The organism is Alcaligenes faecalis (genome assembly GCF_005311025.1).
Classification (GTDB): domain Bacteria; phylum Pseudomonadota; class Gammaproteobacteria; order Burkholderiales; family Burkholderiaceae_B; genus Alcaligenes; species Alcaligenes phenolicus.
Genome location: NZ_CP031747.1, coordinates 2,343,373 through 2,369,542, shown reverse-complemented (window position 1 = coordinate 2,369,542; position 26,170 = coordinate 2,343,373). Strand labels below are relative to the sequence as shown.

The following is a 26,170-nucleotide window of genomic DNA, read 5'->3' as shown; positions in this document are numbered from 1 at the left end:
GCTACTCTTCAGAGATCATGAAGCCAACTACCTTATTTGCAGCCCTGTTGGGCGTCGTCATCGGCGCCGGTGGCGCGATTTATTACGCCAAAAACGTACCCGTACCGGCCAGCGGCCCGGTCAGCAGCGCCCCCAGCAGCATAGGTGCTGCTCAAACCCTGGTATTGGGCCAATCCGTCTCCGGCGAATTGACCAGCAAGAGCTTCTTGAACCTGAGCGATGGCGTACGCAGCAGCCTGTTTGATGTGAAGGCTGAAGCCGGCCAGATCATCAAGATCAGCGTAAGTGGCCCCCTGCGCCCGCAAATCAGCGTGCTGCGCAACGGCGAACTGGTCACTCGTACTCAGCGCTGCGAAGACTGCCCCGATAGCGAAACCAAAGGCCAGGCCACCACACTGGGCTTCAAGGCGGATTTCAACGACACCTACCAAGTGGTTGTCAGCGGCTTCAACACCAGTTCCTACGGTCCGTTCCAGGTCGTCGTCGATACCCTGAAAGCCTACACCGGCGAGCCTTTGACTCAAGACCAGACCATTCATGACTGGGCACTGGGCGGCCAGAAGCGTTACCGCTTGAATATCGACAAGGACGGCTTGTACAGCCTGGCCATGAAGGCCGAGCAAAACAGCATGGACGCCTATCTGAAGCTGATGGATCGTCGCGGCATGGAATTGGCCTCGGACGATGACAGCGGTGGCGGCACCGATGCACGTCTGCAGGTTTATCTGAAAGCCGGCGAATACATCGTGCAGGCCAGCTCGGCCATGGGCGCACAAAACTTCCAGGGCGGCTTCTCGCTGGAGATCAAGCCCGAAGAAATGACCGGCGAGATCGAGCTGAAAAACGGCGACAGTCTGACTCTGGACGGCAATGGCAAAACCGGCCTGTTCACGGGTGAAACCCAAACCTACAGCTTCACCTTGTCCGAACCCAAACTGGTCACCGTGCAAATGGACGCCCAAGGCTTCCAGGCCACGATGGAAGTAGACTCCACCAGTGCCAACCAATACGGTGATGAAGCCGGCCAACAACGCGTCCGCGGCGTACTGGCTGCAGGCGAACACCAGGTGAAGATTTCTGGCTCCAACCAGGCTGGTCTGTTTGCCCTGTCCGCCTCGGCTGATGAAGTCCCTGCCAATGCCGGCGGCGGAACCATTCGTGTGGGTGAGCCTCGCCAAGCTCTGATGCTGCAAGGCATCACCAGCGACAGCTACCAGTTGACCGTACGTCAACCTGGCAGCTACGTCATTGACATGACCTCGCCTATCTTCGATACCTACCTGGTGCTGCGTAAAGACGGTCAAACCGTTGCTGAAGACGATGATAGCGGCGGCGACATGAACGCACGTCTGGAAGTCCAGCTGGAAGCGGGCGAATACGAAGTCAAAGCCATGTCCTTGGGTAGTTACGACCAGGATATGGAATATGAGCTGTCGGTAAAACGTCGTTAAGACGGTTCAGACAAGCGGAAATCAAGGCTGAAAGCTCCCGGGCTTTCAGCCTTTTTTCTTGCCTGGCGGCCATCCTGGCCTTGATCTGAGGCAAGAGTCTTCACGCTACAGGGTATACACCTAAGCACGCTCACCCTGCCCGCAAAGCCGCACTGATATTGGCTTTAAGAAGTGCTCCCCCTCCTTTTTTGCCTGACGTTTGATCTGCTTACGATTTGCTTTTGGGATTACCTTGATAATATAAATGCAAATCATTATCATTAATTTCATTATTGATGCGCTACCTTTTATCAGGAGCAATGCATGCAGACACTCGCCCAACAGTCCCAACACGCTCTTACCCAACGCGACGAACTGGCCTCCTGGCGCAATTTGATCACACAGGGCAACCAGGCCTTTCAATCCCACAATTACACCGATGCCATCACGCACTATCAGCAAGCTCGTGCGTATGTGAAACCGCTGCTGTTTGGCTCTTGCGAAGGGGCCGACGCCACCATTGCCGCCTGGGTCATTGCCCATTTGAATCTGGCCGATGCCTGCGAGCAACTGGGTCAAAGTGACGAACAGGGTCTGCACCTGTGCACAGCTCATGAAACCTTGTGCTGCGCCGCTGCCAATACCCGTCTGGCGGATGACTGGCGCATGGCTGCCTGGCAACACAGCCGCCGCACTTATGCCGAACTGGCCCGCTATGCGCGACGCTACCCCCATCATGTCCCTACCTGCTCTGCCCTGTTCTTAGGGGCGGTCAGCCCGCAGGAACGCTCTTTTTCTCATTAGTTTCATTCTGTCCCCCAGGCGCCACCGGCCTGGGGTTTATCGAGGAGTGCGTCTTGTCTTACACCTTACCTGCCCTGCCTTATGCCTACCATGCTCTGGAGCCGCATATCGACACCCAGACCATGGAGATTCACTACAGCAAACATCATCAGACCTATATCAATAATCTGAATGCGGCACTGGAAGCGGCCAACTTGCCCTACCCGCCTATTGATGAGCTGGTAGCCGGGCTGGACACCTTGCCTGAATCCCTGCGCAATGTCGTGCGCAACAATGGTGGCGGTCATGCCAACCACAGCTTGTTTTGGACCGTCATGACGCCCGATGCCGATAGCACCCTTCCCAACGATCTGGCTTATGCCATAGACCGGGATCTGGGCGGTTTCGAGACATTCAAGGATGCCTTTACCAAAGCGGCGATCTCACGTTTTGGTAGTGGCTGGGCTTGGCTCAGTGTCACCCCGGAAAAGAAGCTGGTGGTAGAGAGCACCGGCAATCAGGACAGCCCGCTGATGCACGGCAACACGCCCATACTGGGCCTGGATGTGTGGGAACACGCCTACTACCTGAAGTATCAGAATCGTCGGCCTGAATACATTGCGGCCTTTTTCAATGTGATTAATTGGCCCGAAGTGCTAAGACGATACCTGGAAGCCGTTAAATAAAGCGGTTTTACGCCCCGTCAAACCCTGTCGCCTTACTCGGAGACAGGTAGCAACAAGCACTTTAGCTTGTCGCCTTTCCAAGCAACCCTCCACTTTCGGAGGGTTTTGGCTTTAGGGGCACATCCCTACACAGTCCAGCATCCACGCCTGGGTTTGGCCCAATTGCGCAGTGCATCACCAAACGCTATGTTGATTGTTAGCGCCCTTACCACACACATCCCCAGGCCCCCACATGTTGAGTCTCTGCGATCGTATTCAATCCCTACGTTCCCTGTTTCACTTCGATGCGGTGCAGCTTCTGGGCTGTGCACCACAAAGCCGTACGCATCTGGAATTGCATTGTGAAGGCTATAACCTGAACTGTGCCTCTGCCTTGGGGACAGGCTTTCCGCAAATCTATCCACCCGGATTTACGGCGCAAGCCTCTCCCCACGATTTGCTACCCCCCTCCATTTCCGAGTGCTCGGACACCATGGATCCTCCTTTTCGCAGCACTGCTATCTATACCGATGCTCTGCTGCGTGGTGGATTTCAGGATGGCATGACGGTAGAACTGCAGCGAGGGGATTCCTATCTGGGGATGATTCACTTTTCTTCCCAACAGGCCGGCAGCTTCAATCGCCACGTCCGCACGCTGGCGCTGGGCGCAAAAATCCTGCTGGAAGAGGCCATGCAAAACATGGTCGCGCAAAACGGCATCGTCTTGCATTTGGTGCCACAGGCAGGCAGCCTGATCATGCGTGAAGACATGCTCTCCAATGCCTCCCAATTCAGCCCCGCACTGGCTAAAGCCTTGTCCTTCATGGGCCAGGAGACCTCAACCTTGCAAGCGTTCTGGTTGGAAGGCAAACGAAGCTATCGACTGCAAGCACAGCGTTTTCCCAAGGGGGATGTTCTGGTTCGACTGGTCCCCGCTCCCTTGCCCGCCGCGCTCAGTGCCAAGGAAATGCAAGTACTGGGCTGGCTGGTAACGGGCTATACCGACCGGGAAATTGCGGCCAGTCTGTTTTTAAGCGAACGCACTGTGCATTCGCATGTCACGTCCTTGCTGCGCAAGCTGGGCATTACCAGACGCACAGAAGCCGCTGTTAAAGCGGCTCTGAATCACTGGTATGTGCCGGATGCGCATGGTGCTATCCTGGCTGCCGTGCCCGCACTCTGCCATTAAACGACAAGGTCCGGGGTAGCATTCAAACCATGAACATCACAGCGTATTAGCGTAGACCGCTCAACAAGCCTGCGGCTTCGTCCACGCAAGCACGTTCCGCATCCAGTAGCGTATCGCCGCCCATCCCGCCCAGAAAGTCCGCGTAAGGATCAGCCAGCGTACGTACACCGGTCAGCTCCTCGATGACAGCCTGACCGCAGAATGGCAAGTAATGCGGGCTGTACCCCCCTTCCTGCACAAAAGCGATACGACCTTCACACACTTCCTCGGCGCAGTCGATAATTTGACGTGCCATCTGACGGAAACCGGAAGCCGTCACCATCATGCGTGCCAGCGGGTCCATCATGCTGGCATCAAAACCCGAGCCCACGATAATCAGCTGCGGTTTATAGGCGCGCAGCGCAGGCAGTACCACTTTTTCCATGGCATAGAGGTAGGCGGCATTCCCACCGCCAGGAGGCAATGGGATATTCAGGTTGTAGCCCAAGCCTTCGCCCTCGCCGCGCTCAGTCGTAAAACCGCTATTGGCCGGGAAGCATAGATGCTGGTGAAGGGAAATGGTCAGAACCGAAGGGTCATTCCACCAGATATCCTGCGTACCATTACCGTGATGCACGTCCCAATCCAGAATCGCGACACGATCCAGGCCCAGCTCCTCACGGGCATAAGCCGCGGCCACCGAGGTGTTATTAAAAATGCAAAAACCCATCGCACCAGCACGGGGTGCGTGGTGGCCGGGTGGGTTTACCAGTGCGTAGCCATTACTGACTTCACGACTGACCACTTTCTTGACCATCTCAATGGCGCCACCGGCAGAAAGCATGGCAATTTCAAGGCCGCCATTACCCATGGTGGTGATGCCGTCGCCGGTGTCGCCGCCGGTTGGCAAGGCACTGACACGCTTCATGTTTTCCAGATGCTCTGCCGTATGCACACGCAAAATATCCTTGTCGCGTGCAGGTTTGGCCTGGATGCTGGTCAGATGATCAATTTGCCCGGAGGCGCATACCAGCTCGTGAAAGCGGCGCTTCGTATCGGGATGGGCCAAGTGGTGGCTGATCGGTTGTAAACGGGCCCCCAGATTGGCCGAGGCAAGACTGCCCGTCCCCGTATCTACCCAGCCGTAAAGAGTGTTCCAAATATATCCTGTTGCCATGTCGTCTCCTTTCTTTTGGTTTGTTTGGCAGAACCATAGTAGGGATCTGAACGGCGGAAAGAATCCGTAGGATTGCCGAATTTATGGGCTGACGGCCCCCCCCAAGGTCTAAACCAGCTCGGCAATATTGATTATTTCTGCTCCGCAAGCCTCAACCAACTCGGCATCGTAGCTGGCGAACAGCACAACACGGTCTTGCGACCAGATCTGGAACTGCTCCGCCAAAGCGGCACGAGCCTGCGTATCCAGGCCATTGCTGGGGCCATCGGCAATGATCACTGCCGGGTCACCCAAGGCCGCCGCCGTCAGAAATACCTTGCGGCGCGTGCCTGTCGACATCTGCTCAAAGCGCTTGTCCAAGTGTGGCTCCAGCCCTAATCGGCAGGCCAGATCCAGCGCATTGTCATCCACATGGGTGTTCTTTTCTGCGGCGATTTGCGCCAGCAGTTCACGGCCCGTCTGGGACGGAAACAGCATGCAGTTGTCGGGTACATAAGCCATACGAGCGCGGGCTTGTCGGGGTGTTTTCATTAGCGACTGCCCATCTATCCACACTTCCCCCGTGTCCGGCTCGAGCAAGCCTGCAATGATGTTCAGCAAGGTAGATTTGCCGGTACTGTCTTCTTCACAGAGCGCCACGCAGCCAGGCTGAAATGTATGAGTCAGCCCCTTGAAAACGGGGTAGTCGCCATAGTTTTTACTGAGATTGTCTATGCGTAGCATGCTGGAAATCACTGCCAAAGAAGCGCCTGGGCAGACAAAAGATGCTCTGACGAGGCGGGATAAAAAACAAGTACGGGACTGCCCCGAACAGGGGCCTTAGTATAGGTCTTTATGGGCTGATGTTTGGACTGCTTGCTGTGCTGTGGCCATGCAGGGTTCAGCAGCTATGGAGCAAAAACCTTGTCGGGCACAGCCTTGCCAGGCATTCATGCGCGGGTCTACAGCCAAAACCAAAAAAATAGCCTGAAACAAGACAAGCTTGTTCAGGCTATTTCTCCGCGTGGACTTGCTTATCCCAAGGCCGTATCCAGCAACATCATCAAGACAAAACCGATCATCAAACCGCCGGTTGCAAAGGTTTCATGTCCTTGCCGGTGCGATTCGGGAATGATCTCGTGGCTGATCACAAACAGCATGGCACCCGCTGCAAAGCCCAGACCAAAAGGCAGAAGCACCAGCGAGCTGCTGACGGCCACCGCACCCAGCACGGCCCCAACCGGCTCAACCAGACCACTGGCCATACCCAAAACTACCGAGAAGGTACGGCTATAACCAGCAGCCAACAAGGCCAGTGCCACCACCAAACCTTCAGGCACGTCCTGAATGGCAATACCCGTAGCCAACGCATTGGCACGCACCCCTTCATTGCCCACATAGCCCACGCCAATGGCCAGACCTTCCGGGAAGTTGTGCAGCGTAATGGCGATCACAAACAGCCAGGTACGGCGCAGCTTGGTGGACGTCGTACTGCCAGGACCTTCACGCCCTTTGATGAAGTGTTCGTGCGGCAGGATGCGATCAAGCAGCATCAAGGCTGCAGCACCCAACAAGATGGACAGGCCCACGGCGGAGCCCGCGCCCCAGGCACCACCGCCAAACACTTGCTGGTTCTGTGCCGCTTCCAGGCCCGGCAGAACCAGCGAGAAAGCACAAGCGGCCAGCATCACCCCCGCCCCAAAGCCATACAGCGTATCTTGCGTACGCTGCGACATGGTTTGAGAAAACATGACGGGCACGGTGCCCAGTGCTGTGGCCAGTGCCGCGATGGAGCCGCCCACCAGGGCCTGCAAGACCACCGGGTGATCTTGTGCGTACAGCCAGAACTGATGACAGAGCGCCCAGACGCCCCCCATGGAGATGATGAGTCCAACCCACAGGCGCAGGTGTTGGCGCCAGTTAGGCGAGCTTCCCTTATTGGGTGAAAAGTAGTGGCTTGTTTTCGGTTTCATAGCCGTGCGCCCCCAGAAAATTACGCAATCCAGGTTTGCCTGATACAGACGCAAAGAGCCGTAAAACGGCTCTTGCAAAGGCATGGATGCTGTACAAACCATCATAGCGACTTCATCTTCGATTTAAAACATAAATATCGAAATGCTAACAATTCTCATTAGCATTTCAACAAATAAGCCACAATCCATGAAATCAGCTTGGGGTTTGACAGCCATCCAGCCTGTTATCTGCGCTTTGCATGGCGATGCAAAACCGAATGAATACTAGCTCAGGCAGTATGCAATTGATGCTTGATTGCCTCCAAAGCCTGGGCCTGTTCAGCCACAGCATTTTCCAATTGAATCAGCTCTTGCTGGAGCTGTTCCAGACTTTGCTCAGCCTGCTCCACGACCTGTTCCGCCAGCTCCTGGGCACTATTCATCACCCCATCACTCAAGCTCATGTACAGACGGTTGTAGTCGATCAACGGCGCTTGCCCTTCCCCCTGCTCCTGGAACACTTCATAGCCAATATGCGCAGGCAGATTCAGTGTCGGCACGTCTGGCTGCATCAACTGGAAATTCGCCAGGATAGTCTGGCTTAACTCCGCAAACGCCTCGCTCAAGTTCTGGCCAAGTTCGGTACGCACAGCGGCAACATCTTGCTGGGCGGCATGTTTTTCCAGTACTTCGGGCAATTGGGGCACCACTCGCCGCCAGGTGCCTTCTGTCAGAGCTTGCACGGCTCCTTGCAGTACCAGCGTTTGCTCTTCAATACGCTGACGCAATTGGGTAGCGGCCTGCTCCAGCGTTTGCGTCAAGGGACTCAGAATCACTTCTTCTATATGGTGCAATTGCAGCTCGGCAGGTTTACGCTGCTTGTATGCCAAGGCAGGCTTCAGCAGGTTCTGCACTGCCAGATACAAGCGCTCGAAGCCCGCCTGCTCCAAGCCCTGCTCTTCATCCTGCTGACTGCGCGCCATATGCACAGACAGGGACAAGGCCGGTTTGAGCAAGTCACTGCCCAAGCCCCAATGGTTCAGGGCCTGCGCTGCCCGCGTCATCACGTCCTCTTCCTGCAACTGGCGGTTATCGGCCGTCTTGTTGCAAAGCACTTTGACAATCTCGTCGTCGATCTCATCTTCCTCGATGCGATCGCTGCGGGTAATCACCGGCAGCAAGGGCTTGTTGCGGCGCAATTCCACCAGCAAATCGCCCAACTCCTGTACTTGCCCCGGTGCGCTGGAACTGCTCAACCACAAGAGCGCATCCGTGCTTTCCAGAAACTGCTGTGTCAAAGCAGCGTTATGCGCATTGGCCGAGTGCAAGCCGGGGGTATCCAGCAACACCAGCTTCTCGCCCAGACACACCCCTTGCAAGGCAACCGTGGTTTCTGTTGCCCCTTCCTGGAAACCTTCAGGCATGGGCTGCATCTGCCCATCGGCCAGACGGAAGAAATCCACGCTATGACCCTGACGACGAAAGCGGTCCGCCAGGAAATTACACAAGGAGCTTTTACCGGCATTAAAGGAGCCAAACACCAGCAACATAATGCGATCGCGGAAACGATCCGCCAACTCCTGCGCGGGTGCCAATGCAGACCAGGAAGCCGCCCAGGCCTCTTTTTGTTCTTGCAACTGCTGATTCAGTTGTCGAGCACTGTGCGCCAATGTCCCCTGCTCGGCCAAAGCCGTGCAGGACAAGGCTTGCGCCACGGTCGTCTGGCCCAAATCCGCCAGCCACTGCTCCATCTTGGCAATAGCGGGCTGCATATCCTGACTGGCAGGATTGAGCTGCGCAACCGCCTTGATAAACGTGCTTTCCACCGACATTACGCATGCTCCAATGTGGACAGACCTTCCAAAGCCTGACGCGTTTGCTCAAGCTGATTTTCAGTCGCCTCGATCTGCTTCTCCAAAGCAACACGGCCATCCGAGACTTCAAAATAATGGGTGAAATCCTGAACCAGCTTGTCGCGACCCGCCTGCTCGCAGAAAATACGACGCAGATCATCTCGGTACTTCACCGACACACCCATCACCGCAATCATGACGGTATCCATGCTGCGCACCGAGGTACGTTGGGCCGCTGGCAAGCCTACGGCACCGTATTCCACCAGATGCCCATTGATCGCAATACACGCACGCGAATAGGCAATCTGCAAACGGGCACGCTCTTGCTTGCCTGCCGTCATCTTGAAACCAAACTCGAAGGTATCCGGCACCAGGGAATGATCCACGCCGGGGGCATTGACCACCGGCTCCAGATCCTTCTCGATGCCTTCCAGAATCTTGCGCAGACCGTCCACAAAATCAATGTGCTGCTGCTTTTGCGTCTGCTGCAGGCTATGCAGACTTTGCTCTTGCGTTTGCTGCAAGGCGTTCAGTTCTTGCGTCAGTTCGGTCAGCAAGGCTTCACGCTCGAACTCGCGGGCTTGCGGCACACGTTTCAAGGCCGCTTCCAAAGAAGCCTGCAAAGCGGGAATTCCGCTTTTCTCCAGCATGCGCTGCTTGCCACCATCACGGCCCTGGCGATAGCGGGTGCTGGACACGGGGTGCAGTGTCACGCCGGCACACTGTTGCGCAATCGCGCCCAGGACTTTCTCTTGCTGCTCGTCATCGGCCAACTGGTCAATCTGACTGATGACCATCAGGTTCTGACGCTGGGAGCGTTGATGGTCTGCGGCCAGCTCTTGCAGCAAATTGCTTTCCAGCGCGTCCAGCTCGCCCTCTTTGGCCGCGTGGACGAACAGACGAATATCCGCCTGCAAACCCATGGCTTCACGTGCCAGAGCATCGTCCTGCAAGGCCACGTCTGCGTACAGACCGGGCGCATCCAGCCAGCGCACCCCTTCATGCACATGCTCGGCCAATGCGACAGTTTCACGGCGATCAGCCACATTGAAAACATCACTGCCCATCAACTCATTGAGCAGACGACTTTTGCCGTGATTGTATTTACCGACTACGGTCACCGTTGGCGGCACGTTCAATTGCAAGAGAACGCGCAAACGATCCAGATCCCAGCGGCGCTGTGGCAACACGGCCAACACAGGCTCCAATACTTGATCAAGGGATAGTGCCAACTGATTCATAGTCTCTTCCTTTTGTTTCACTTATGTTTGGACCCAAGCAGGCGATAAGCCACCAAGCCAAACACCACGCCCCAAAATGCAGCGCCCAGTCCAAACAAGCTCATACCTGATGCGGTGGTTAAAAATGTGATGACAGACGGCTCGATATAGCCGCTTTCACTGACCATCACCCGCACATTGGCCACAATGGCCCCTATCAACGCCAGACCCGCCAAGGCTGCAATCAAGGAGGCGGGCAAAGCTGTAAACAAATACACAATCGAGCCGGCAAAGGTGCCGCCCAAGAGATAAAACACGCCATTGGCAATACCAGCCACATAGCGCTTGTCGGGATCAGGATGGGCATCCTTGCCCGTACACAAAGCGGCGGTAATGGACGACAGCACAATGGTGATGCCCCCAAAACAGGCCACCAACATCGAGGCCAAACCGGTGCCAGCCAACACGGGGCGGGATGGCGTGGGGTAACCCGCCAACTGCAAGACCGCCATGCCGGGCAGATACTGCCCCGTCAAACTGACCAGCACCAAGGGCAAGGTCAGGCTCAACAAGGTCGCGATATTGAATTCGGGGCTGACCCACACCGGACTGGCCAGCTCCAGCTGGAACGCTTCCATATGCACTTGCCCGCTGACCATGGCCATCACAAATCCGGACAAAGCCACCAACACAATCGCATAACGCGGCAAAAAACGCTTGCCCAGCAAGTACACCGCCAACATCACCAATACGATGGCGGGCATGTCGCTGCTGGACTTGAACGCCGCCATACCGAACTGGAGCAAAATACCGGCCATCATGCCCGCAGCAATACCCTTGGGGATGAAGGAAAGAATCTTTTCAAAACCGCCTGTCAGACCAATGACGACGATAATCAAGGCAGCGCTAAGATACGCCCCCACCACTTCAGGCATGGTGATGCCTGGAAACAGAGTCAGCAGCAAAGCCGTTCCCGGTGCGGACCAGGCTGTAATAATGGGCAGCTTCAAATACGCGCTCAGGAGCAAACCGCTCAAACCAGCGCCTATGGAAATCGCCCAAATCCAGGAGATCAACTCCGCGTCAGCAATTCGGCCCACTTGTGCGGCCTGAATAAAGATCAGCAAAGGACCGGCATAGGCGATCAATACCGACAAAAATCCGGCCACCCAGACCGACGCCGATCCACTTTTCAATCCCATCGTTTTGTCTCCCCAGTCTTTTTTTTTGAATTCTCAACTTTACTCGGTGCTCAGGCTGCGCTGGGATCGCAGCCTGAGTTTTTTACTGCTGCGTAACTTAAATAGCCGACGGGTGCGTCGCCAAGGGAGTCACGGAAATCTGCATGTAAGGGAACAAGGGCAAGGCGCTGAGCAGATTGTGCAGCTCTTCATTGCTCTCGACATCGAATACGCTGTAGTTGGCGTACTGACCCACCACGCGCCAGATATGCGGCCACTTGCCCGAGCGTTGCAGATCCTGCGAGTAGGCTTTTTCTTCAGCCTTGATACGGGCAGCCTCTTCGGCTGGCAGGGAGTCAGGGATATCAACAATCATGTGAACCAGATAAAGCATGGTGTTCCTTTCTAAAAACAAGCGCTCGGGCACTCAGGCCTGGGCTAAAAAATTCAATACGGCGCGCTCGAAGGCTTCGGGCGCTTCCAGATTGGACAGATGCGAGGCCGGTACGACCGCCACTTTGGAGCCAGGAATATTGGCTTGCATAGCCTGGGCATCGGCCACCGTGGTGACCGGGTCCCATTGGCCAGCGACCAGCAGGGTCGGTGCCGAAATACGGCTGATCTGATCACGCAGATCCGACTCGGCCAAGGCATCGCAGCAGGCGGCGTAACCCAGCGGGTCCAGCTTGGCCAGACTATCCTGCATCGCTTTTACCAGCTCCGGCGATTGCTGGATAAAGGCTTCACCAAACCAGCGCGAAGGCGCCGAATCCGCCAAAGTACGCATCTGAGCGGCGCCGCCTTGACGCAAGGCTTCGGCGCGTTCCTGCCAGGCTTGAGCGGTACCAATCTTGGCAGCGCTATTACACACGATCAGCGCATTCAAACGCTCCGGGGCATTCACCCCCAACCACAAGCCGGTATGACCGCCCATGGACAGACCACAAAACGCAGCCCGCTCAATATCCAGCGCATCCAGAATCGCCAGCACATCACGCCCCAAGTCCTTGAAGCGGTATGGGCCAGGCGTGACCGGACTGCCGCCATGACCACGGGTGTCATAACGGATCAGACGATAGGACTGGGCGAAACCTGCCACCTGCGGGTCCCACATCTCTTGCGTGGTGCCCAGGGAGTTGCTCAGAATCAGGGCCGGGGCCAGCGGATCACCTTCCACGCTGACGCGGAACATGCCCCGCTCGGTATTCAAGGCGCTGGGGCTGACCGTCATTGGCCCTCTCCCTGCTTTGCCGCGGCAATGGGCAAACCAATCATTTCCTCCAGCGCTTCATGCGTCAAACCAGGCACCAGATCAATCAGCTGCAAACCTTCTGGCGTGCAAGCCAGGGTGGCCAAATCGGTATATACGCGCTTCACGCAAGCCAGGCCGGTCAAGGGGTAGCTGCATTGTTCAACCAGCTTGCTGACGCCTTGCTTGGTCAGCACATCCATCATGACCCAGGTTTGCTTGGCACCAATGGCCAGATCCATGGCACCGCCTACGGCGGGAATCGCGCCGGGCTCACCCGTGCTCCAGTTGGCCAGATCGCCGGTTGCCGACACTTGGAAAGCGCCCAGCACACAAATATCCAGATGGCCGCCACGCATCATGCCAAAGCTGTCGGCATGATGGAAAAACGCGCCACCGGGCAGCAGCGTCACCGCTTGCTTGCCCGCATTGATCAAATCGTAATCTTCCTGCCCGGCGGCCGGTGCCGGGCCCATGCCCAGGATACCGTTCTCGCTATGCAGTACCACTTCCACACCAGCGGGCAAATGGTTGGCCACCAGGGTTGGCATGCCAATACCCAGATTCACATAGGCGCCGTCATGGATGTCCTGGGCGACGCGCTGCGCCAATTCGTCTTTACTGCGGCGCTGATAATTGAGCATCATGCTGTCCCCCTTCATGCTCTGTCCGTTCATGCCTTGAACCCACCTGCTTCTGTGCGACTGCGTGGCACCACCACGACGCGACGCACATGAATGCCGGGCGTCACAATGGTTTCGGGGTCCAGTTGACCCAGTTCCGCCAGTTCAAACACACTGGCAATGGTGGTACGAGCTGCGGTCGCCATGACCGGACCAAAGTTGCGCGCCGCCATGCGGTAGGTCAAATTCCCCCAACGGTCCCCCCGCTCGGCCTTGATCAGGGCGACATCTCCATGAATGGGCTCTTCATAGACATGCCAGCGACCATTGATCAAACGTGTTTCCTTGCCCTTGGCCAGTTCTGTGCCATAGCCTGTCGGGCAGAAAAAGCCACCGATACCCGCACCGGCGGCGCGCAATCGTTCGGCCAGATTGCCTTGAGGCACCAACTCCAGCTCGATCTTGCCGCTGCGATACAAGTCATCAAATACCCAGGAATCAGCCTGACGGGGGAAGCTGCAAATAATTTTGCGAACCCGGCCTGTTTTAAGCAAAGCCGCCAGCCCCACATCGCCATTACCCGCATTGTTGTTGACGATAGTCAGGTCGCGAGCACCTTGCTCGATCAGACCGTCGATCAACTCTGTGGGTATGCCAGCCGTTCCAAAACCACCGACCAGAATCGTGGCGCCGTCCTGCACATCATGCAAAGCCTGTGCAACACTGCTTACCTGTTTATCGATCACTCCGTTCTCCGTATAAAGCACTGACGCTACGGATGGGCTCAGCCCTTACGTCAGGCACAGCAAAAACAAGTCAGCCCAGGGCCTGGTTTGACTTGGCAAACACAGGCCCTGGACTGAAGCAAGACTTAGGCAGCCAGACGTGGACGATTCACGATCTGGTTGTCCTTGCCATCGACCAAGGGGGTCAAGGAAATATCAAACACGATCTCTGCAAAAGGACCATCCAGGTTTTCGGCAGCGATGCGGGCAGGATCCGTGTGCTCGGTCAGCGGTGGCACCAGACCATCGCGAGTAGCGTAGGCGAAGTCGTCGTACACCAGCGGATCGCCGTCGATATTGATCTGCGTGGTCAGCTTGCGGTGGCCAGGAGCCGTCACAAAGAAGTGAATGTGCGCAGGACGGTTACCGTGGCGGCCCAGCTCGTTCAGCAGGCCTTGGGTAGGACCATCCGGAGGACAGCCGTAGCCCTTGGGCACAATGCTCTGGAACTTGTAGCGACCGTTTTCATCGGTAATGATGGTGCGGCGCATATTGAAGGGCTGTTGCTCGCCGGTGGGGTCAAAGTGCGAGTAAAAGCCTTTGGTATTGGCATGCCAGACTTCAACCTGAGCACCCGCAATAGGCTTGCCGTCCGCACCAGCCACGACGCCGTGCATGATCAGGGTTTCGCCAGCGGTATCGGAACCGTCATCCAGGCGAACAAAACCTTGCGCCACAGGAGCGCCCGACACGTACAAAGGACCTTCAATGGTGCGTGGCGTACCGTTGTCCAGACCCAGTTCCTTGTCCATGGCGTCCATGCGCATGTCCAGGAAACGGTCAAAGCCCAGACCGGGAGAAAGCAAACCGGCTTCGCTGGCCGTACCCAGACGGTTCAGGTAAGCCACGGCTGCCCAGTACTCGTCGTTGGTGATTTCCAGATCTTCAATGGTCTTGAACAGATCGCTGATGATGCGGTACATGATCTGCTTGACGCGTGGATTGCCACCGGGCTGATCCAGGCCAGAGGCCAAACGCAGGAAGTCTTGTACATCGGGGGTGTCAAAAATTTTAACGCTCATTCTGTGTCTCCTAATATCCTGAAAAAAGTGTTCCAAGCAAAGCCGCTACGACTGGCTTCTTATTGCGCCTAGGCAGCCGAGCCAACACTGACTTGTGTCCTGTCGCGGCGGAAATACTGGACACGATCCTCGTCCAGTACGATACCCAAACCCGGCCCTTGAGGTATCTGTAATTCAAAATTGCTGTAATTCAGTGGCTCTGCCAGGATTTCCTCGGTCAAGAGCAAGGGCCCGAACAGTTCCGTGCCCCACTGCAATTGGTTCACTGTGGCAAACACATGGGCTGCGGCAATCGTGCCGATCGCGCCTTCCAGCATGGTGCCACCATACAACTCAATACCGGCGGCTTCGGCAATCGCTGCTACTTGCAAACCTGCACGCAAACCACCGGACTGTTCAATCTTGATCGCGAACACGTCGGCGGCGCCATCACGGGCCAGCGCAAACGCAGAGGCCGGGCCGGTCAGGGATTCATCGGCCATCAAGGCAATCGGGAAACGACCTTTCAGATCGGCCAGAGCATCAGCACGACGCACTGGCTGCTCCACCAGCGAGCACCCGGCATCGACAAGGCCAGCCATACCATACTGAGCCTGCAAGGGGCTCCAGGCCATGTTCACATCTACGCGAACATCGGCGCGATCACCCATCGCTTTCTTGATAGCCGCTACATGCGCCACATCGTCCTTTACCGGGCGGCGACCAATCTTGAGTTTGAAAATACGGTGACGAGCCTGCGCCAGCATGCGCTCGGCTTCATCAATATCCTTGGCGGTGTCACCCGAGGCCAGTGTCCAGGCAACAGGCAGGCTGTCGCGCATGCGGCCACCCAGCAGGTGCGAAACCGGCAGACCGGTGCGCTTGCCCAGGGCATCAAACAGCGCGGTTTCTACCGCACTCTTGGCAAAACGGTTATCCTGAATCGCCGTGTTCAAGCGAGCCATCAAAGCCGGCACGGCGCTGGCATTGGCGCCCAGCAGCAAGGGAGTGAAGTAGGTGTCGATGGCCAGCTTCATACCTTCGGGCGACTCGGCACCGTAGGCCAGACCACCAATGGTCGTGCCCTCGCCTACACCCACCGTACCGTCCGAACAGTACAAGCGCACCAGCATCAAAGTCTGGCCTTGCATGGTCGTCATCGCCAATTGATGAGGACGGATCGTAGGCAGATCCAGCAGCAAAGTCTCCACCCTTTCGATCAGGGCTGGAGCTGCTAATAGTTGAGAAGATCGCGTGTGTTCCATGCCTTGATTGAACACGAAGCAGGCCCGTTATTTCCAAGACTAAATAGGTCTAGTTCTATACCTTTAGAGTATAGTTTCTGATATAAATATTAAAAATCAAGAAACTAAACACCATCAATTCAGCCTAGGTATGGTTTTCCCTTATGGATCTACGTCAGCTCAAATATTTTGTGGCCGTTGCCGAAACCCGCAACTTCACTCGGGCTTCGGAGCGCCTGCACATGGCCCAGCCCCCGCTTAGCCGACAGATCCAATTGCTGGAAGAGGAGCTGGGCGTCACACTGTTGCTGCGCAATAACCGCCCCTTGCGGCTGACCGAAGCCGGACGGGTATTTTATGAGCAGGCCTTGCAGATCTTGAGCCGGGTCGATCAACTGGTGCATACGACACGGCAAATCGGACTGCACCAACGACAAACTCTGTCGATAGGCTTTGTGGCTTCTACCCTGTACGGCGGCCTGCCCGCTTTGATGCGCAAGCTGCGCCATCAATATCCGGAAGTGGATATGCAAACGGTGGAGCTCACCTCCATGCAGCAGCTGGAAGCCTTGAAGTCAGGACGGATTGATGTGGGGTTCGGACGGATACGACTGAATGATGCGTCGGTGCAAAGAACGGTGTTGCGGGAAGAACAACTGGCCCTGGCCATTCCCCCCAGCTCGGATCTGGCCAATTCAGACAAGCCATTGAGCCTGAAAAAAGTGCAAGGCCAAAAGCTGATTGTGTATCCCAAAGAACCCAGACCCAGCTTCGCAGACCACGTTCTGCACCTGCTGCACGATCACAGCGTGCGCCCGGCCGAAGTTTATGAGGCCGGGGAAATTCAAGCGGCCTTGGGATTGGTGGCTGCCGATTCTGGCTTGTGCTTGATCCCAACCTCGGCTCGTCTGCGCAACGATCTGCACTACCGCTTGATCGAAGAACCGCAGGCGACTTCACCGATTATCTTGACGCACAGGATGAACGATCAGGCTTGGTATATCGAGGCGATCAAGGGGTTGGTCGCTGAAATGTAAGGTCTGACTGTCGTCACTAACAACCCCCTTCCCCTTTGGGCCCGGATTGACTCACTTCTGAAGCCACTCTAATATCATTAACACGTTAACTAAAATTAGAGACAAGCATGCAACAGGTGACGATTCAGCAGGCTGGAAAAGACCCGATCAGCGCGACCTTATGGCCAGCTCCTGATGCCAAAGCGTCCATCATCATTCACCCCGCCACCGGCGTCCCACAGGATTTCTATCGTCCTTTTGCAGAACATCTGAACAGCCTGGGATTCATTGTTCTGAGCTACGACTACCGGGGTATAGGCCGATCTCGTCAGAAGGATATACGCCAATGCGATGTTTCCATGTCCGAGTGGATGCTGGAGGATGCGGTTTACGTCACAGACTGGGTCGCCCATCGTTTTAACGGCTTGCCCATGTTGGCTGTTGGTCATAGCGTTGGCGGCCATGCGATTGCTATCTCCCCCGCGACTCGCTCCGTGAAAGCTGCCGTGATGATTGCGTCACATGCGGGGGTTACCGCTTTAATTGAAAAGCCCATGGAGCGCTTTCGGGTGGGGCTGATCATGCGGGTACTTACTCCCGTACTGTGCGGCCTTTACGGCTATATGCCGACCCGGCGTTTGGGCTTTGGCGAGGACCTTCCACGTGGCGTCATGCAGCAATGGAGCCGCTGGACGCAAAAGCCCCATTATTTTTATGACGATCCACAGCTGGATGCCAAACAACGCGCTAGCCAGGTCGATATTCCCTTGCTGGTTCTGGGTTTTGATGATGACCCCTGGGCCAATCCGCGAGCTATTTCCAGGCTGTTGGAACCACTAGGCAAGGCCCGTATAGAAAGGCATCAACTGGAGCACAAGCAGCTGGGTTTGGCGCATATTGGTCACATGGGCTTCTTTCGTAAACGCAACGCCGAGGCACTTTGGCCTATAGTGGTCGACTGGCTGATCGCACAAAGCGAATCCGGCCCCGCATCGAATTCCTGACGTCTAACCGATATCTATTCAGCCATCGCCACAATGAGCCAGAAATCACAGCCACGTTTTGTCTTTTTGTTGAACCATGCCCACAAGGCTTTGCAGCGCTGGATTCAGAAGCAGCCCTCGGCATGGACAGATATCAGCGCGGCCCAAGTTGGCATGCTGTTCTTGATTCGCTCTCAAGGCTCGGTCACGGTGGGAGAAGCAGCCAGCGCCTTGCAAGTGGCTCCGGCTGCAATTACAGGATTGTCCAAGCGCATGCAGGCAGCAGGCCTGATTCAACGCCTGACGGACGATGTGGATACACGCAAGATTTGCCTGACGCTGACTCCCGCCGGAGAAGAAGCCAGCATCAAGGCCAAATCAACCTTGCAGGACTTGAATCAGCAACTATCCGACGGCTTTACGGAGGATGAACTGAAGGTGGTGGCACGCTGGTTAAGCCAGGTGGTGAATCTAGACCTGCCCACAGACAAGAATGTTGATCAAAAAGACGAACTGCCTGCTTGATCGCATTTACTTGAATGTAAAGAGTGTCCGTTTTTCGTAAGCCAGGGACGTGAATGTGGTTTTATCCGCTCGCTATGTGAAGCAGTCTTCAAGCAGAGTCGCCCCCTGACTCAGAGCCACTTAGCCGTCAAAAGTGGCCCGCGCTGTTGTGTTACACACAGAAGCTAGCGCGGCCCACCGCAGCTTGATGGCTGCTTAAGCCTCGACCTCCTCAAAACGTGCCGCCGCATTCATCACCGCCATCACACTGGCCGTAATGATATTCGCGTGCTTGCCCACACCAAATTTCGAACCAGGCACACCGGGCATGACCGCTTCCACAATCGCCATCGCGCAAGCGTCCGCTCCTGAACCCAGGCTGCGCTCCTCGTAACTATCGATACGCAAAGGCAGGTTCAAGGCCGCCACTGTCGCCGCAATCGGGCCATTGCCCGTTCCGGTATAGATTTCAGTCTCGCCATTGGCATTGACGCATTGCAGCTCTATGCCCTGCTGCCCTTGTGCCTCATCGAACAGGCGATGTGCTCGGTAGCTGTTGTTCCCCTGGCGCTGATTGGCTTGCAGATAGGTGGTCTCAAACAGTTCCCAAATCTGCTGGCTGTTCAGCTCCGTTTCGCTGGAATCGGCAATCTGCTGAACAATGGCACTGAACTCCACCTGCATGCGGCGCGGCATCACAATGCCGTAGTCGCGTTGCAGCAGAAAAGCGATGCCTCCTTTGCCGGACTGGCTGTTGACACGCACGATACTGTCGTAGGTGCGGCCCAAATCCTTGGGGTCGACTGGCAGATAAGGTACACGCCAGGGGGCATCTTCTTTCTGCACCGCAAAGCCCTTGGCAATCGCGTCCTGATGGGAACCGGAAAAGGCGGTAAAGACCAGATCGCCCACATACGGGTGACGTGGGTGAATGGGCAAGGACGTGGCCTCTTCCGCGATACGCGCTACTGCCGAGATGTCAGAGAAATCCAGATTCGGAGAGATACCCTGGGTATACAGATTCAGGGCCAAGGTCACCACATCCAGATTGCCACTGCGCTCGCCATTGCCAAACAGACACCCCTCGACACGCTGTGCGCCGGCCAGCATGGCTTGTTCAGCGCAAGCAACGCCCGTTCCGCGATCATTATGCGGGTGTACCGACAGAACGATATGTTCGCGCCTATTCAAATGGCGATCCATCCATTCAATCTGATCAGCAAAGACGTTCGCTGTCGTCACTTCCACCGTGGTGGGCAAATTGATAATCATGGGCCGCGCTGGACCCGCGTCCCAGGCATCAATAGCCGCATTGCAGACAGCCAGCGACACCTCCAGCTCTGCCATGCAGAACGTTTCAGGTGAGTATTGCAGCACCCACTCCGTTTCCGGGTGCTTGGCCGTCAGGCGCTTGAACACCTCCACATGGTGACGCACCATCTCGATGATTTGCGGCACCTCCATCTTGAAGACGATTTCCCGGAAAGCAGGAGCAATCGCATTGTAGAAATGCACAATCACACGACGCGCACCCGCCACGCTGCGTACCGTGGTTTCGATCAAATCCTCACGCAGTTGGGTGATGACCATAGGCGTGACGTCGTTCGGGATCATGCCCTCGTCAATCAGTTGCCGGACGATATCAAAATCGGTTTGCGAGGCAGACGGAAAACCCACCTCGATTTCCTTGAAGCCAATACGGACTAGCTCCTGAAACAGACGCAATTTACGGTCGCGATTCATGGGTTCAAACAGGGCCTGGTTGCCGTCGCGCAAATCGGTAGACAGCCACACGGGCGCTTGGCTCAGGGTGCGCTGCGGCCACTGGCGATCGGGCAAATTGACGACAGGAAAGGGACGGTATTTGTGGGAAGGATCAGTCAGCATGGGAACCTCGAATATAGGGAATGACATGCCTGGCTTCCCTACTCCAAGGAGCTGGCTACAGTCGGGGTCTGGGGAAACCAGGATAGGACCATTCGCACACACAGGCGTACGGACCCCGACCGGATGTCAGGGCTAGTAGGCCTAGCGATAGCAAGTGCAAATGAGTCACGACAGGTTCAATCCCAAAGTGCTTGATGAAGACGATAAAAGCACTTTAGACTGCAAGACACTTGGCCTTCTATCAAAAAATAGTCATTTGTTTTATTTTTTTGGACATTTCTGAATATGGGCTACGCATCCCCTGAACGCGGTGGGCGAGCACTGGACTTGTCTCACTCCGATACCTCGCCCTTGCTGGTCAGCGGGGTAATCGAGCATTACCCTGCCGGCCATGAAGTGCCCCGCCATCGCCACCACCGGGGGCATCTTTTGTATGCCACGGAAGGGGTGCTGCTGGTACAGGCCGACACCGGCCAGTGGCTGGTGCCCCCGACCACCGCCGTCTGGTTGCGACCCGGCGTGCCGCATCAGCTCAATGCCACCACCGCCGTGAATGTGCATGGTTTATTTATTGATGAAATTCTGGCCGCACAATTACCGGACCACGATTGCGTGATCCATGTCACACCACTGGTGCGTGAATTGATTGCAGCACTGGTGCGGGTGATTCCGCAAGAGAACCCACCGTTACGAGACGCCTTACTGGGACAGCTATTGATAGAAGAGTTGCGCGTGCTGCATCCCCTGCCTTTTCATTTGCCCTGGCCGCAAGAGGAATTGATGCGACGGATTTGCGAAGACCTGGTGCGCTCGCCAGCCCAGCAAAAAACGATGGATGAGGTGGCGCAGCAATACGCCTTGACGCCGAAAACCTTGCATCGGCGCTTTCTGAAAAGCACGGGGATGAATCTGGGGAAATGGCGGCAACAGATGCGCTTGATGGCCTCGATCCAGTTTCTGCTGCAAGGCAGGTCCATCACGCAGGCGGCGCTGGAAAGTGGCTATGAAAGTTTGAGCGCTTATTCAGTAGCCTTTAAAAAGACCTTTGCTTATCCGCCTTCGGAGTTTTTGGCGACTTTGAGCCAGTACCCTGATAGGGAGCATGATGCGGGCATGGTCTGAAGCCAATCTCGACGACAAGGATGTCTGGCAGATTGGAGTAACTACTTAGTCTGCCAGCCTGCTTTCTGGCTGATTCCATGCGCTATACGGATATTCATGCGGCCATCTCAGGCCTGTCTACAAGACCCATCGCCCTCTTGAGTCCCTCACAACACCAGCTATTCAGCAGCAACAAAAGTACGACGCGAGCAGGCCAGGACCGCGATCGCAGCCCAGCGTCATCAACTCTTGCAGACTTCCTGCCGCAGTTGCTCTGCCGAGAGCTTGATCATCTTGCCGTTCTCTACCAAGACCACCGAGGTATTGGTTTGCATGGCCACAAAACGTGCCGACTGCGCTGCACGCTCCAAGGCGGCCAACGAAGCCCGCAAGTCCGGGTTTTTTGCTTTGGAAATATCTTCTTTATTCATCTTTCTCTCCCCACTCCAACAGGACTGGCACACTGCCTGCGTTATCGTACAAAACCCAATCATCCACGGTATCCCGATAATGATGCAGGAAGTTCTTCATGCCAGCCGCAAAGCGGCGACGAATGACGGGCTCAGGGATGTTATGGCCACCCTGACGTACCCGTTCTGCCACTCGCGCGATCGCCATATCCGCATCGGGCAGACTTAAAAAATACAAGCTGACGCGATAGCCCTGCGCCTGCCATTTTTCAATATGGCGCACATAGCCTTGGCCAGACAAGGTCGTTTCCAGCGCGAAGCTCTCGCCCAGGCGAACCGCTTCTTTCAATTCATCCAGCATCAAACGACCCGCTTTGATGGCCGCGCTTTCTGGCGCAAAAGGCGACAAACCTGCAGCAATCAGATCTGCATTGATAAAGCGCAGCACCTCCGCCTCGGCCGGGAGGAAAGAGCGCGCAAACGTCGTCTTGCCTGCCCCGTTCGGGCCAGCAATGATCAGAATCTTTTTGCTCTTGCCCGTGTCAGCGTTGTTGCCAGACATAAATACACCTAAACAATGTCCACATTGAACAGATTTGTATCATACATTGGCGAAAAGGCCAGCCAAACGCCTTGCTTTGGCCGCCACGCATCCGTTGGCCAAGGCGAGTTTTCAGGCGATAAAAAGGCTCCTTGAGCACAAGGAACCTTTTCAAGGAGCAGGCGGGAATGCCCCGCTACTAGGCCATAGCGAGTGATCTATTGACGCTTTTTCAGCGGGCAGGTGCTCAGGCCCAGCATGGGGTACAGCGGGCAAAAACCGACCAGCCCCGTGATCAGAGGAATCAGGCCCAGCCACCCCCACCAGCCGATGACGTTCGTGACTGCCAGCGCAATCAGCACCACACCCACAACGATACGAGCAATACGATCCAAACCACCTACATTGCTTTTCATGGCGAATCCTTTTAACAAAGAAGCAAGGGGAAAACGGGTCGGGCGATGGCCTGCAGGCGATGCGCCCCGCCCCTGATGCCATCAGGCTCAGGGACAGAAAATATCTTTCAAGGTGCCAATCAAGGTGGCGACATTCGGGTCCTCAATGCGGTAATACAGGGTTTGCGCCTCGCGCCGGTAGCTGACCAAACCTTCCTGGCGCATGCGCGCCAAATGCTGCGACAGGGCCGAGGGGCTTAACGCCACCATCTCGTTCAGTGCTCCCACACTCATCTCGCCTTGCTGAATCAAGAGACACAGAATCACCAAGCGTTTGGGATTGCCCACCGCCTGCAACAAAGCGGCCGCTTGATCAGCGCTCTCTTGCAACAGCTCGATGTCGGATTTGCTTTGGATCATGGTTTATCCAGCTTTTCTTGCGCATTAATTTAGATAAATCTTAATTTAGCATATACTGAATTAATGCAGTCAACAATTTCAGTATTCCTTTGCTTTTGTTAATACGACAGGAGTCATGCATGAGTGAAACTAGCTACAAGCAACTGACCCAAGGCATTTCCAGCAATCTGGCGCAGCTACGTCAGACCCAAGCCGACGTGATGAAAGGGTTTGGAGATCTGGGCAAGGCCGCCATGACAGGCGGCGCCCTCGATGCCAAAACCAAAGAATTGATAGCCTTGGCAATTGGCGTAGCCACCCATTGCGAGGGCTGCATAGGCTTTCATAGCAAGGCCTTGGCGCAGATGGGAGCCAATCTGGAAGAAGTACATGAAGCCTTGGGGGTTGCGATCTATATGGGCGGTGGTCCATCCGTGATGTACGCGGCCAATGCCGTTGCCGCATTCAATGAATTCAAGTCTTGAACCGAAACAATGAATTCAAGTCTTGAACCGAAACAAGGAGAATTGTGATGCCTAAACCCGCTGCTTTTGTATCGACGCTGTTCCATGCCCAGGGCAATCCCGACAAAGTAACCGTGGCCCTGACCATGGCTGTCAATGCGGTTCAGAAGGGACATAGCGCCTGCCTGATTCTGATGGCTGAAGGAGTCGCGCTGGGTGTACCCGGTGCCGCCGACCCCATCAGTATTGGCGCCCCCTTTGAACCGGCAGCAGAGCTGTTGAAGAAGTACCTGGAGCAAGGTGGACGCGTGGCCGTGTGCAAGTCCTGCATGCTGCATAACGGCCTGAGCGCCGAGCAGATGGACCCACGCTTTGAAATCATTACCGCGCCGGATGTGATCGACCTGCTGATGGGCGCAACAGGCTCTTTGCAGATCTCCTGATAAGCTGCATCGTCAAATGCAAAGCAGGCCACAACCATTTCTGTGTTTTGGCCTGCTTTTTGCAATACAAAATACTGGCATTCAATTCAGCAAGTCTGCCTTGGCCCCTATGCTTCTGGCTCTGAATTAGCCAGAGAAACGTACACAATCTCCGGGTCGCCTTCATCCAGATTTTCAATCACGCCGCTACGTCGAAAGCCCAATTTCTGAAACATGCCATGCATGGCCTGATTGGATTGGTTGGTAGAAGAAAACAGCTTTTCTGTCTGACTAATCTGCCGGAAATATCGCAGCAAAGCCGAGCCAATGCCCTGCCCCCGACCAGACTCCCCCACCATCAGCATCTCGACAAAGCCGTGGCCAAAGAAGTGGTAATTCAAGACGCCATAGCCCAGCAAGACGCCTTTCCGTTCAGCCACATAGCACTGCGATTGCCCAATCCAGTCCTGAATCTGCAAGGCGCGATCGGGCTCCTGCGACGCTACCGTGTCAAGGGCCAGCAAGCCTTCATAATCTGCCTGAATGGCGGATCGGATCTGTATAGAAGTTTGTTCTTTTACGGCTGCCATAGGATGAAAACCCGCTCCTTGTGTTTGATGCTTTCCTGCATTGAAAGGCCATCAAGAACACTCAAGCGCACATCATACCGATAGAGCCGCCCCCTTGAGCATTCAAGGGGAGCAAGCAAGCTGTCTATGGCCTATCTTCAAGCCGAATGCGCCAACAAAGCCTCCAGCAAAAAGAAGCTGGCGCAGGCCGATTCCACCAGTTCAGACTGCCCCGGCGCAACTTTGTAAAGATGTCCCACAAAACGCCCTGTTTCACTTAACTCAGGGGTCAGCAAGGCATCCAGATACAAGCGCGATTGCTCGTGCAGCCATTGTTGTTCCGGCAGAATCTGCGACAGCTCATACATAGCCAAAGAAGCAATCGCCCAGGCTGAACGGTCTACCGGACTTAGTGGGGACTCCTGTGTCAAAAAGCCATGCGCAAATCTCCCCCAACGCTCGTGCCAATATCGGCAGGCATTCAGGGCTGCTTGAGCATAGGACTTTCTGTCATACAAGCGCGTTGCGGTTGCCATGCCCAACATGGCCCAAGCCTGCCCTCGTTGCCAGGTTTCAGCGCCCAGCTCGGCCAACACATCATTCCCGCGCAACAAGACCGTATCGCGCCAGGCTCCGCTGCGTTTTTGCAGATAACGCAGGCAGGCATCCACATGCCATTGCCCAAACTGACGCGCCACCGGCCCACCCTGCGCATCCAGCACTAAAAGCGTGGAGCCAGAGACCACATTCACCATGTGATTGCCCGCCTCGCCCCATCCTGGAACCCAAGGCCAGAAATACTGGAGGCATCAGCAGCCTGATCGACATGGGCTTCGGCCTCTCTATCCCCATGCCAGATGCTGCCCAGGCCGGAGCCATACCAGAACACAAAGCTTCGATTGATGCTGGGCTCTTCCAGCCAGACTTGCAGCTTCTGACTCCAGTTCAGCGCCTGCTCCCTATCCTGCTCCTGACCGCTGATCAGGGCGCGTCGCCACCACAAGCCCGCCCAGAAGCCCCCTAACCAGGAGCCACGTCGCGACAAGGTCCATTGCTCGGACGAGGACTGTCTGAACAAGGGAAACTGCTCTCCACATTGTTCTGCAACCTGGTCCATATTCGCAAAAATGGACTCGATGCTGGCTGATCCCAATACCTCTACAGACATT

General features: G+C 55.8%; 30 protein-coding genes. 10 read left to right on the top strand and 20 right to left on the bottom strand.

From position 1 onward, the window contains the following. Nucleotides 1-17: 17 nt before the first annotated feature. The 4 genes from D0C27_RS10845 to D0C27_RS10830 all read left to right on the top strand — a co-directional run bounded on the left by D0C27_RS10845 (nucleotide 18) and on the right by D0C27_RS10830 (nucleotide 4,067). Nucleotides 18-1,451 carry a hypothetical protein gene (locus D0C27_RS10845; RefSeq protein ID WP_137430962.1) on the top strand — a complete coding sequence of 478 codons (1,434 nt, stop codon included), beginning with the start codon at nucleotides 18-20 and terminating at the stop codon, nucleotides 1,449-1,451. A gap of 303 nt (nucleotides 1,452-1,754) precedes the next feature. Beyond that, nucleotides 1,755-2,234 (top strand): hypothetical protein, encoded by a 480-nt coding sequence (locus D0C27_RS10840; protein WP_021446677.1) that lies wholly within the window; start codon nucleotides 1,755-1,757, stop codon nucleotides 2,232-2,234. 53 nt (nucleotides 2,235-2,287) lie between these two features. After that, nucleotides 2,288-2,899 (top strand): superoxide dismutase, encoded by a 612-nt coding sequence (locus tag D0C27_RS10835; protein WP_009454542.1) that lies wholly within the window; start codon nucleotides 2,288-2,290, stop codon nucleotides 2,897-2,899. A gap of 232 nt (nucleotides 2,900-3,131) precedes the next feature. Next, on the top strand, nucleotides 3,132-4,067 hold the full coding sequence (locus D0C27_RS10830) for a helix-turn-helix domain-containing protein (protein ID WP_060185887.1): 936 nt from the start codon (nucleotides 3,132-3,134) through the stop codon (nucleotides 4,065-4,067). 46 nt (nucleotides 4,068-4,113) lie between these two features. Here the strand turns inward: D0C27_RS10830 and D0C27_RS10825 are convergent, their stop codons facing one another. From D0C27_RS10825 to D0C27_RS10770, 12 genes are all read right to left on the bottom strand, one after another. Next, on the bottom strand, nucleotides 4,114-5,223 hold the full coding sequence (locus D0C27_RS10825; protein WP_009454546.1) for a class II histone deacetylase: 1,110 nt from the start codon (nucleotides 5,221-5,223) through the stop codon (nucleotides 4,114-4,116). A gap of 108 nt (nucleotides 5,224-5,331) precedes the next feature. Next, the gene (locus tag D0C27_RS10820) at nucleotides 5,332-5,946 is read right to left on the bottom strand and encodes an ABC transporter ATP-binding protein (protein ID WP_137430961.1); all 615 of its coding nucleotides are present in this window, start codon (nucleotides 5,944-5,946) and stop codon (nucleotides 5,332-5,334) included. 290 nt (nucleotides 5,947-6,236) lie between these two features. Further along, the gene (locus tag D0C27_RS10815) at nucleotides 6,237-7,079 is read right to left on the bottom strand and encodes a ZIP family metal transporter (RefSeq protein ID WP_371477530.1); all 843 of its coding nucleotides are present in this window, start codon (nucleotides 7,077-7,079) and stop codon (nucleotides 6,237-6,239) included. A 365-nt stretch (nucleotides 7,080-7,444) separates the two neighbouring features. Then, nucleotides 7,445-8,986 (bottom strand): GTPase, encoded by a 1,542-nt coding sequence (locus D0C27_RS10810; RefSeq protein WP_137430960.1) that lies wholly within the window; start codon nucleotides 8,984-8,986, stop codon nucleotides 7,445-7,447. Then, nucleotides 8,986-10,248 carry a GTPase gene (locus D0C27_RS10805; RefSeq protein ID WP_137430959.1) on the bottom strand — a complete coding sequence of 421 codons (1,263 nt, stop codon included), beginning with the start codon at nucleotides 10,246-10,248 and terminating at the stop codon, nucleotides 8,986-8,988. Before D0C27_RS10805 ends, D0C27_RS10810 begins: the two co-directional genes overlap by 1 nt. 17 nt (nucleotides 10,249-10,265) lie before the next feature. Then, on the bottom strand, nucleotides 10,266-11,429 hold the full coding sequence (locus tag D0C27_RS10800; protein WP_137430958.1) for a benzoate/H(+) symporter BenE family transporter: 1,164 nt from the start codon (nucleotides 11,427-11,429) through the stop codon (nucleotides 10,266-10,268). A 97-nt stretch (nucleotides 11,430-11,526) separates the two neighbouring features. Further along, complete coding sequence (gene catC / locus D0C27_RS10795) at nucleotides 11,527-11,802, bottom strand: muconolactone Delta-isomerase (protein WP_009454559.1); 276 nt, start codon at nucleotides 11,800-11,802, stop codon at nucleotides 11,527-11,529. A 33-nt stretch (nucleotides 11,803-11,835) separates the two neighbouring features. Continuing rightward, a complete protein-coding gene (pcaD, locus tag D0C27_RS10790; protein WP_009454561.1) occupies nucleotides 11,836-12,639 on the bottom strand; it encodes a 3-oxoadipate enol-lactonase in 804 nt (267 codons plus the stop codon). Beyond that, nucleotides 12,636-13,301: a 3-oxoacid CoA-transferase subunit B gene (locus D0C27_RS10785; RefSeq protein WP_137431608.1), complete on the bottom strand. Its 666-nt coding sequence runs from the start codon at nucleotides 13,299-13,301 to the stop codon at nucleotides 12,636-12,638. Before D0C27_RS10785 ends, pcaD begins: the two co-directional genes overlap by 4 nt. Before the next feature lie 29 nt (nucleotides 13,302-13,330). Next, nucleotides 13,331-14,026: a 3-oxoacid CoA-transferase subunit A gene (locus tag D0C27_RS10780; protein ID WP_009454565.1), complete on the bottom strand. Its 696-nt coding sequence runs from the start codon at nucleotides 14,024-14,026 to the stop codon at nucleotides 13,331-13,333. Between the two features lie 125 nt (nucleotides 14,027-14,151). Further along, nucleotides 14,152-15,087, bottom strand: coding sequence for a catechol 1,2-dioxygenase (gene catA / locus D0C27_RS10775; protein WP_009454566.1), 936 nt, complete (start codon nucleotides 15,085-15,087; stop codon nucleotides 14,152-14,154). A 68-nt stretch (nucleotides 15,088-15,155) separates the two neighbouring features. Then, nucleotides 15,156-16,331 carry a muconate/chloromuconate family cycloisomerase gene (locus tag D0C27_RS10770; protein WP_026482747.1) on the bottom strand — a complete coding sequence of 392 codons (1,176 nt, stop codon included), beginning with the start codon at nucleotides 16,329-16,331 and terminating at the stop codon, nucleotides 15,156-15,158. Between the two features lie 143 nt (nucleotides 16,332-16,474). Here D0C27_RS10770 and D0C27_RS10765 point away from each other — a divergent pair, with 143 nt between their 5' ends. The 3 genes from D0C27_RS10765 to D0C27_RS10755 all read left to right on the top strand — a co-directional run bounded on the left by D0C27_RS10765 (nucleotide 16,475) and on the right by D0C27_RS10755 (nucleotide 18,834). Next, a complete protein-coding gene (locus D0C27_RS10765; RefSeq protein WP_060185892.1) occupies nucleotides 16,475-17,347 on the top strand; it encodes a LysR family transcriptional regulator in 873 nt (290 codons plus the stop codon). A gap of 107 nt (nucleotides 17,348-17,454) precedes the next feature. Continuing rightward, on the top strand, nucleotides 17,455-18,330 hold the full coding sequence (locus D0C27_RS10760; protein WP_137430957.1) for an alpha/beta hydrolase family protein: 876 nt from the start codon (nucleotides 17,455-17,457) through the stop codon (nucleotides 18,328-18,330). Between the two features lie 33 nt (nucleotides 18,331-18,363). Beyond that, a complete protein-coding gene (locus tag D0C27_RS10755) occupies nucleotides 18,364-18,834 on the top strand; it encodes a MarR family winged helix-turn-helix transcriptional regulator (protein WP_009454574.1) in 471 nt (156 codons plus the stop codon). Nucleotides 18,835-19,029: 195 nt separating this feature from the next. Here the strand turns inward: D0C27_RS10755 and leuA are convergent, their stop codons facing one another. After that, a complete protein-coding gene (gene leuA / locus D0C27_RS10750; protein WP_137431606.1) occupies nucleotides 19,030-20,700 on the bottom strand; it encodes a 2-isopropylmalate synthase in 1,671 nt (556 codons plus the stop codon). Between the two features lie 285 nt (nucleotides 20,701-20,985). On the opposite strand from leuA, the gene D0C27_RS10745 reads away from it, so the two are divergent. Next, nucleotides 20,986-21,822: an AraC family transcriptional regulator gene (locus D0C27_RS10745; RefSeq protein ID WP_060185896.1), complete on the top strand. Its 837-nt coding sequence runs from the start codon at nucleotides 20,986-20,988 to the stop codon at nucleotides 21,820-21,822. A gap of 221 nt (nucleotides 21,823-22,043) precedes the next feature. Here the strand turns inward: D0C27_RS10745 and D0C27_RS10740 are convergent, their stop codons facing one another. From D0C27_RS10740 to D0C27_RS10725, 4 genes are all read right to left on the bottom strand, one after another. Beyond that, nucleotides 22,044-22,232, bottom strand: a complete 189-nt coding sequence (locus D0C27_RS10740) for a hypothetical protein (RefSeq protein WP_009454580.1) — start codon at nucleotides 22,230-22,232, stop codon at nucleotides 22,044-22,046. After that, nucleotides 22,225-22,773, bottom strand: a complete 549-nt coding sequence (locus D0C27_RS10735) for a zeta toxin family protein (protein WP_009454582.1) — start codon at nucleotides 22,771-22,773, stop codon at nucleotides 22,225-22,227. Before D0C27_RS10735 ends, D0C27_RS10740 begins: the two co-directional genes overlap by 8 nt. 197 nt (nucleotides 22,774-22,970) lie before the next feature. Continuing rightward, a complete protein-coding gene (locus tag D0C27_RS10730) occupies nucleotides 22,971-23,168 on the bottom strand; it encodes a YgaP family membrane protein (protein ID WP_009454584.1) in 198 nt (65 codons plus the stop codon). 87 nt (nucleotides 23,169-23,255) lie between these two features. Next, nucleotides 23,256-23,567 carry an ArsR/SmtB family transcription factor gene (locus D0C27_RS10725; protein WP_009454586.1) on the bottom strand — a complete coding sequence of 104 codons (312 nt, stop codon included), beginning with the start codon at nucleotides 23,565-23,567 and terminating at the stop codon, nucleotides 23,256-23,258. Nucleotides 23,568-23,686: 119 nt separating this feature from the next. On the opposite strand from D0C27_RS10725, the gene D0C27_RS10720 reads away from it, so the two are divergent. Next, nucleotides 23,687-24,031: a carboxymuconolactone decarboxylase family protein gene (locus tag D0C27_RS10720; RefSeq protein WP_137430956.1), complete on the top strand. Its 345-nt coding sequence runs from the start codon at nucleotides 23,687-23,689 to the stop codon at nucleotides 24,029-24,031. A 47-nt stretch (nucleotides 24,032-24,078) separates the two neighbouring features. Beyond that, a complete protein-coding gene (locus D0C27_RS10715) occupies nucleotides 24,079-24,453 on the top strand; it encodes a DsrE family protein (protein ID WP_026482754.1) in 375 nt (124 codons plus the stop codon). A 107-nt stretch (nucleotides 24,454-24,560) separates the two neighbouring features. On the opposite strand, the gene D0C27_RS10710 is transcribed toward D0C27_RS10715, so the two are convergent. The 3 genes from D0C27_RS10710 to D0C27_RS10700 form a co-directional block, all read right to left on the bottom strand. Beyond that, nucleotides 24,561-25,022, bottom strand: coding sequence for a GNAT family N-acetyltransferase (locus D0C27_RS10710; RefSeq protein WP_170978567.1), 462 nt, complete (start codon nucleotides 25,020-25,022; stop codon nucleotides 24,561-24,563). 137 nt (nucleotides 25,023-25,159) lie between these two features. Beyond that, on the bottom strand, nucleotides 25,160-25,756 hold the full coding sequence (locus tag D0C27_RS10705) for a hypothetical protein (protein ID WP_137430955.1): 597 nt from the start codon (nucleotides 25,754-25,756) through the stop codon (nucleotides 25,160-25,162). After that, on the bottom strand, nucleotides 25,750-26,169 hold the full coding sequence (locus tag D0C27_RS10700) for a hypothetical protein (RefSeq protein WP_137430954.1): 420 nt from the start codon (nucleotides 26,167-26,169) through the stop codon (nucleotides 25,750-25,752). The genes D0C27_RS10705 and D0C27_RS10700 overlap by 7 nt, the downstream gene beginning before the upstream one ends. Between the last annotated feature and the right edge of the window lies 1 nt (nucleotide 26,170).

Coding starts and splice junctions, on each gene's coding strand:
- D0C27_RS10735 (WP_009454582.1), bottom strand. CDS start 22,773: ATGTCTGGCAACAACGCTGACACGGGCAAGAGCAAAAAGATTCTGATC.
- D0C27_RS10720 (WP_137430956.1), top strand. CDS start 23,687: ATGAGTGAAACTAGCTACAAGCAACTGACCCAAGGCATTTCCAGCAAT.
- D0C27_RS10740 (WP_009454580.1), bottom strand. CDS start 22,232: ATGAATAAAGAAGATATTTCCAAAGCAAAAAACCCGGACTTGCGGGCT.
- D0C27_RS10830 (WP_060185887.1), top strand. CDS start 3,132: ATGTTGAGTCTCTGCGATCGTATTCAATCCCTACGTTCCCTGTTTCAC.
- D0C27_RS10810 (WP_137430960.1), bottom strand. CDS start 8,986: ATGTCGGTGGAAAGCACGTTTATCAAGGCGGTTGCGCAGCTCAATCCT.
- D0C27_RS10825 (WP_009454546.1), bottom strand. CDS start 5,223: ATGGCAACAGGATATATTTGGAACACTCTTTACGGCTGGGTAGATACG.
- D0C27_RS10815 (WP_371477530.1), bottom strand. CDS start 7,079: ATGGGGGGCGTCTGGGCGCTCTGTCATCAGTTCTGGCTGTACGCACAA.
- D0C27_RS10725 (WP_009454586.1), bottom strand. CDS start 23,567: ATGATCCAAAGCAAATCCGACATCGAGCTGTTGCAAGAGAGCGCTGAT.
- catC (WP_009454559.1), bottom strand. CDS start 11,802: ATGCTTTATCTGGTTCACATGATTGTTGATATCCCTGACTCCCTGCCA.
- D0C27_RS10785 (WP_137431608.1), bottom strand. CDS start 13,301: ATGCTCAATTATCAGCGCCGCAGTAAAGACGAATTGGCGCAGCGCGTC.
- pcaD (WP_009454561.1), bottom strand. CDS start 12,639: ATGACGGTCAGCCCCAGCGCCTTGAATACCGAGCGGGGCATGTTCCGC.
- catA (WP_009454566.1), bottom strand. CDS start 15,087: ATGAGCGTTAAAATTTTTGACACCCCCGATGTACAAGACTTCCTGCGT.
- D0C27_RS10705 (WP_137430955.1), bottom strand. CDS start 25,756: ATGGTGAATGTGGTCTCTGGCTCCACGCTTTTAGTGCTGGATGCGCAG.
- leuA (WP_137431606.1), bottom strand. CDS start 20,700: ATGCTGACTGATCCTTCCCACAAATACCGTCCCTTTCCTGTCGTCAAT.
- D0C27_RS10765 (WP_060185892.1), top strand. CDS start 16,475: ATGGATCTACGTCAGCTCAAATATTTTGTGGCCGTTGCCGAAACCCGC.
- D0C27_RS10760 (WP_137430957.1), top strand. CDS start 17,455: ATGCAACAGGTGACGATTCAGCAGGCTGGAAAAGACCCGATCAGCGCG.
- D0C27_RS10800 (WP_137430958.1), bottom strand. CDS start 11,429: ATGGGATTGAAAAGTGGATCGGCGTCGGTCTGGGTGGCCGGATTTTTG.
- D0C27_RS10770 (WP_026482747.1), bottom strand. CDS start 16,331: ATGGAACACACGCGATCTTCTCAACTATTAGCAGCTCCAGCCCTGATC.
- D0C27_RS10730 (WP_009454584.1), bottom strand. CDS start 23,168: ATGAAAAGCAATGTAGGTGGTTTGGATCGTATTGCTCGTATCGTTGTG.
- D0C27_RS10845 (WP_137430962.1), top strand. CDS start 18: ATGAAGCCAACTACCTTATTTGCAGCCCTGTTGGGCGTCGTCATCGGC.
- D0C27_RS10700 (WP_137430954.1), bottom strand. CDS start 26,169: ATGTCTGTAGAGGTATTGGGATCAGCCAGCATCGAGTCCATTTTTGCG.
- D0C27_RS10805 (WP_137430959.1), bottom strand. CDS start 10,248: ATGAATCAGTTGGCACTATCCCTTGATCAAGTATTGGAGCCTGTGTTG.
- D0C27_RS10710 (WP_170978567.1), bottom strand. CDS start 25,022: ATGGCAGCCGTAAAAGAACAAACTTCTATACAGATCCGATCCGCCATT.
- D0C27_RS10715 (WP_026482754.1), top strand. CDS start 24,079: ATGCCTAAACCCGCTGCTTTTGTATCGACGCTGTTCCATGCCCAGGGC.
- D0C27_RS10820 (WP_137430961.1), bottom strand. CDS start 5,946: ATGCTACGCATAGACAATCTCAGTAAAAACTATGGCGACTACCCCGTT.
- D0C27_RS10840 (WP_021446677.1), top strand. CDS start 1,755: ATGCAGACACTCGCCCAACAGTCCCAACACGCTCTTACCCAACGCGAC.
- D0C27_RS10755 (WP_009454574.1), top strand. CDS start 18,364: ATGAGCCAGAAATCACAGCCACGTTTTGTCTTTTTGTTGAACCATGCC.
- D0C27_RS10745 (WP_060185896.1), top strand. CDS start 20,986: ATGGGCTACGCATCCCCTGAACGCGGTGGGCGAGCACTGGACTTGTCT.